Origin of the sequence: Stieleria sp. (genome assembly GCF_041595215.1) — a bacterium.
Taxonomy (GTDB): Bacteria; Planctomycetota; Planctomycetia; order Pirellulales; family Pirellulaceae; genus Stieleria; species Stieleria magnilauensis.
The window spans coordinates 1-5,212 of record NZ_JBFHKV010000599.1; the positions used below are offsets into that span (position 1 = coordinate 1).

Annotated in this window: 5 protein-coding genes; 2 read left to right on the forward strand and 3 right to left on the reverse strand. The window is 61.0% G+C overall.

The window, feature by feature from the left end:
• On the reverse strand, positions 1–842 hold an 842-nt coding region (locus tag ABX749_RS20810), incomplete at its 3' end, for a hypothetical protein (RefSeq protein ID WP_372897668.1).
• A gap of 16 nt (positions 843–858) precedes the next feature.
• Positions 859–2,985, reverse strand: coding sequence for a hypothetical protein (locus tag ABX749_RS20815; protein ID WP_372897669.1), 2,127 nt, complete (start codon positions 2,983–2,985; stop codon positions 859–861).
• A 136-nt stretch (positions 2,986–3,121) separates the two neighbouring features.
• Here ABX749_RS20815 and tpx point away from each other — a divergent pair, with 136 nt between their 5' ends.
• Both tpx and ABX749_RS20825 read left to right on the forward strand, forming a co-directional pair.
• Positions 3,122–3,637 (forward strand): thiol peroxidase, encoded by a 516-nt coding sequence (gene tpx / locus ABX749_RS20820; protein WP_372897670.1) that lies wholly within the window; start codon positions 3,122–3,124, stop codon positions 3,635–3,637.
• Positions 3,638–4,024: 387 nt separating this feature from the next.
• Positions 4,025–4,969, forward strand: a complete 945-nt coding sequence (locus tag ABX749_RS20825) for a rhodanese-related sulfurtransferase (RefSeq protein ID WP_372897671.1) — start codon at positions 4,025–4,027, stop codon at positions 4,967–4,969.
• 108 nt (positions 4,970–5,077) lie between these two features.
• On the opposite strand, the gene ABX749_RS20830 is transcribed toward ABX749_RS20825, so the two are convergent.
• Positions 5,078–5,212 (reverse strand): sigma factor-like helix-turn-helix DNA-binding protein (locus ABX749_RS20830; RefSeq protein WP_372897672.1); only part of this gene is annotated, 135 nt, incomplete at its 5' end.

Below are 5,212 nucleotides of genomic sequence, written 5' to 3' on the forward strand. Positions count from 1 at the left end.
GCGTCCATCGCTGCACCCAGGTCCGCCGGCAACAGACCGCCGACATCCAGCCAAACCAACTCGATGCCGCCCCGTTCGCTCGGCAGTTCGCCGGACGCCTGCAACAACAAGGTCAACAGCGATGGTTCCGATCGTCGATCCTTGTCGCGAGTTGAGCCTGAGATCGTCCAGCATTTCAAGCGAAGCTGGTCCGCCGAGTCGGATGTCGGATTCGCAACCGGCTGCATCATCAAGATCGCATCGTCGCGCTGAAACAGATGCGGTTGTTCAAGCGACCCGGGCGGCAACGTGAAAACCTCGTCCTCGCTGATCACGAGGTTGGCGTCCCAGTCAAACGCCACCTGCCATGCCCCACGTTTGTTGATGCGGGCGATGACATCGTTGGGGACATTCGATTCAACCAGCGGCTTCCATTTGGACCAAGGGCTGGACAGCAGTGGGTTGGGTTGCTGTTCGAGCAGCCTTTCGCGGACGACGGTCCCGGGACGCCAGGGGCCGCAGGCCACACCGCGATAGAGACGAAGATCGGTGTCCAGGTCCCAGTCGTGTGGAAGTTCGATCGGACGTCCGCACGCGCCTTGGACGCGGTGATCGGAGACCGAAATCACGTCGGGCGGGCACTTCGCCAAGTGGATGGAATTGCCGATTGACCCCGAGTCGTCCACCGTCACCAGGCAACGTCGCAGTTGCGGCAATCGCCCGACCGGCAGACCGTACCCATCGATCGGATCGATCAAGCCCACTCGCAACGTTTCGGCGTCGGCCGCGACCGGGCAGGCGATGCACAGCAACACCGCCAGACAAAGGACGCTGAATCGGTGGACCGTGATTGGAGCAACCATGAAGCCTGTTACCGGATCAAGCACGTCCCAGGCGGCCGACCCACATGCCGGCGGCCAGCAGTAACGTGATCGACAGGACGGTGATGGACGTGGCGACGATGATTTTGAAACTGGCCCGTCCGGTGAACAGTTCGTTCCACGTCAGACGCTGGTCTGCATCGATGCCTTGCAGCGTGAACATCGCCACCGGCTCACCCTGGTCCGGGCCGGGACCGACTGCCGAGACAGTGCTGGCGAAGATCATGCCCGTGTCGCTGTGGCATTCGACACATCCGCTGATCCCCAACGACCAACCGGCGGGGCGAACGTTGTGTGCCATCGGCCAACGGACCATGTCGATCGAGTCGACGTCTTTGACTTCGATTTTCTTGACCGTCTCTTCTTCGTCTCCGCTGGCATAGACAAAACCGCCGGACACGTAGACAGCCTGCGCGACGCCGAGTTCTTCTTCCAGGGCGGCGATGGCTGCGGAGATCTTTTCGCCGAACAATTGCTCCCCGGCTGCCTTGGTCGCCGCTTCGACTTTTGCGGCTTCCTCTTCGGTCCATTCTTCGGGCTTGGTGCGGTAGCGATCTTCGCCGAGCGCTTCCTTGAGTTCCGAGCTGCCGAGTTTGGGGGACAACAATTCGCCCGTGAAGTCACTTCGCACCCGCAGTGCCCGGCGCGTGGTCTCGTAAACGGAGTCGGGATCGAGCGGTTGCAGTTTGCCATCGACCAGACTGGCCCAGTACGCCGGCCAAACCACGCGGTGCGGGTACACTCGGCCGTCGTCGCCCTTGGCGTAGACCGGACCGGCGATCCTCGGCAGTTCCGTCCCGGTGCGGTGGCCTTTTTCGCCCAGGGAGTGTGCCAGGGAAGTCATGATTCCGAGTGCCTGGTCGCGGGGCAGCGGGCCGCCGTGGCAGGCGGTGCAGGAGAGTTTTTCAAAGTGCAGCGGTGGCAGTCCGGCGTGGGTGGGATACGGTGAGCCCAGTCGACCGGCCAATTGAGTCGTGTCGTACGTGTGGGGTTCCGGTTCGTCGTCGTCGGACGGTTGATTCAGTTCGTTGACAAAGTCGGCGCCCAGGTGGCAACCGGCGCACGACAGCGTGACCATGTCTTTGCCGCTGGGGTGTGCTTCGCCGGGAAAGGCCCGGACGATGTGGTGGTCGATGCCATTGCGGTGGCAATCGACACATTGCATTCCGGCTCGCAAGTGAACGTCTTCGTCGTGCGTCCAGCGGGGTTGGATGCCCGAATCGTCGACCGTTCGGTTGCTATGGCACTGGTAGCAGGCGTTGTTTTGCGGTTTGCGGACCAGGTCGACGAACACCGTGCCATCGGTCGCGAAGCGGGCGGCGTTGTAAGTGACTTTCGGCAGTTTTTCTTGGGTCGCTTCGTCTTCGGGGTCGGAACCCTCTTTGATCCGCGAGACCTGGCCGTCGATCGTGCCGATTTTTAGCGCGGCGGTGGCGGCCCAGGCGAAGTTTTCTTCGGCGATCTGTTCCCGCCGGGCGTTGAAGTCGTAGGACCCCGAAACGCCGTGGCATGCCAGGCAGTCGATTTCCAGTGATCCCGACAGGGGCCAACGCGATGCGGTCGCGTCCGCTTCGGTGCTTTCGGCAGCAGCTTCGGCGTCGCCGTCGGTCTCTGCGTCGGCATCGGTATCGGCGTCGGCCGGTGAGTCGTCCGGTTCGGGGGCGTGTCCCAGGCCACCGCCGGGCAGGCGTCCGCCGAACTGTCGGACCATGGCCCACTGGTCGATTCCGATTTTCCGGGGGTCGAAGGTTTGTTTCCAGCCGCGGTAGGACAGCGGCAATTGAGTGCCGGTGCGGGGATCGGTCCAGATCCAGGGTTCGCCTTCGCGGCCGTCGGCGGACTCGGGCAGAAAGGCGTTGAAATGCCAGCCGTGGGAGATGGTTTCATAGTCGTGGCAGCGGCCACAGGTGTTCAGACTGGAATAGGGCGTCGTCGAGTCCGGTTCGATGCGGCGATTGTTCGCATCGTAGAGGTGGATCTGGTGCAGAAACCGGGCGTCGCCATCGCTGTGGGCGAATTTTGACCCGTCGGCGGCGGTCAGCCGAGGGGAGGCGGGGGCCAGGGCCAGCACGGCGAGGCAAGCGAGGAAACGAAGGGTTGGCGGAGGCGAATGCGGCAAAAACATTGGAAATTTTTATTCTCTCGTCCGTGCATCCGGGGTGAGACCCATTCCCGGTTGCGTGTCGGGGCAACATAATTTCAACAGCTTAACATTGTTCCGTAAAAATGTGTCGCACCGATCACCACACAAGGTTTTTATCATGAGTCAAACTGGCGTCATCACTTTCAAGGGCAATCCGATGACTTTGGCCGGAGAGGCGCTCGCTGTCGGATCACCGGCACCCGACTTTCAACTCCATTACGCCGAAGGCGGCATCCAAACGTTGACGTTGGCCGATCTGAAAGGCAAGCCCAGCATCATCAGCGTGGTCCCGAGTTTGGACACGCCGACCTGTGCGACCCAGACCAAAAAGTTCAACGAAGAACTCGCCTCGCTGGGTGACAAAATCAACGCCGTCACGGTCAGTCGCGACCTGCCGTTCGCCCAAGCCCGATTCTGTGGGGCCGAGGACATCAAGATGCGGACGGCCAGCGACTACCAAACCCACGCCTTCGGCAACGACTACGGATTGACGATCGAAGAGCTGAAGTTGCTCACCCGTGCCGTCTTGGTCTTGAACGCCGACGGCGAAATCGTCCACAAGGAAATCGTCGCCGAAGTCACCGAGGAACCCGATTACGCCACCGCCATGGCCGCGTTGCGGATGCTGCTGTAAGCCAGGCTTCAGGCGATCACTGCACGTTGTTGTCTGGGGTTTAGCCCAAGACCGCTCAGTTCACTTCATCGGCGAGGTGCCCGGACGCTGGCGCGAACCGGCTGATGTCAAACGATGATCAGCCGTTTGGCGCGAGCCTACGGGCGTTGAGCTAGAGGAAACGGTGTTTCACTTTGGGGGTGTCGCCTGACGGCGGCATGGGGAGCGCCTAAAGGCTGGACACCAACGGTTGCGGCTGAAGGCGACTTGGGGAGCGGCTAAAGGCTGGGCACCAACGGTTGCGGCTGAAGGCTGGGCACCAACGGGGGCTCGATAGTAAGGCGGGGCGCTGAGGTCGTTTCAAGTCAACGCGTCCCAGTCAGCGGACCCGATTCACTGGTTATCACGATGTCGAACGAATCACACCAACGGACCGACGATGACCTGCCGATCGTCGTCGCGGCGCTGTACCGATTCGTCGCCTTGCCGCAGTTTCAAGACTTGCGGCCGTCGATCGAAGCGGTGCTTGTCGAGCACAACGTCAAGGGATCGTTGTTGTTGGCGACCGAAGGCATCAACGGAACTATCGCGGGGTCGCGCGACGGCATCGACGCCGTGCTGGACCACTTGCGGTCGATTCCCGAGTTCGCGGATCTGGACGTCAAAGAGTCCAGGTGCGCCGAACAACCGTTTCGACGCAGCCGCGTCCGATTGAAACGTGAGATCGTGACGATGGGCGTGGAGGGCATCGATCCCAAAGAATCGGTCGGAACCTATGTCGATCCGCGTGACTGGAACGATTTGATTTCCGATCCCGAAGTCGTCTTGATCGATACCCGCAACGAGTACGAGATCGCGATCGGCAGCTTTGAAGGCGCCCAGAATCCGCACACGGAATCCTTTCGCGAGTTCCCCGAGTTTGTCGACCAGCAGCTCGATCCGTCCAAGCAGAAAAAGGTCGCGATGTACTGCACCGGCGGGATCCGCTGTGAAAAGTCGACGGCGCTGCTGAAACAAAAAGGTTTCCAAGAGGTCTACCACCTCCGCGGTGGCATCTTGAAGTATCTGGAAACCGTCCCGCCAGAAGAGTCGAAGTGGAACGGCGACTGCTTCGTGTTCGACCAGCGTGTTTCGGTCGGCCACGGATTGGCCGAGGGCGAGCATGTGATGTGTTTCGCCTGTGGATGGCCGGTGTCGAAAGAGGATCAGCAGCACCCGGATTTTAAAGCCGGTGTTCACTGCCCCAATTGCGTCAACGAAATCTCGGAAGAACGCAAACGACGCTTCGCCGAGCGGCAAGCGATGTGGGAAAAGCAGGGCCGCGTGAAAGTGTCCGAAGACCAGGACCAGTAGGGCATGCTGTGCATGCCATACGGGACAGTCACGCACCGCATGGCCCCCTACTCGATGCCATCATTCTGCCCCGAATCATTCTGCCAACCCGCGTTCCATCAACGGCTGCTATTTCCGTGTCGGGCGGACGTCGTCGAGGATCTTTTCCAGCTGTCGCATGCTGCGCGAGAGCAGGACACGAACCGACACGTCGCTTTTGCCGAGTTTTTCGGCGATCTTCTTGGTCGGCAATCCTTCGGCGTA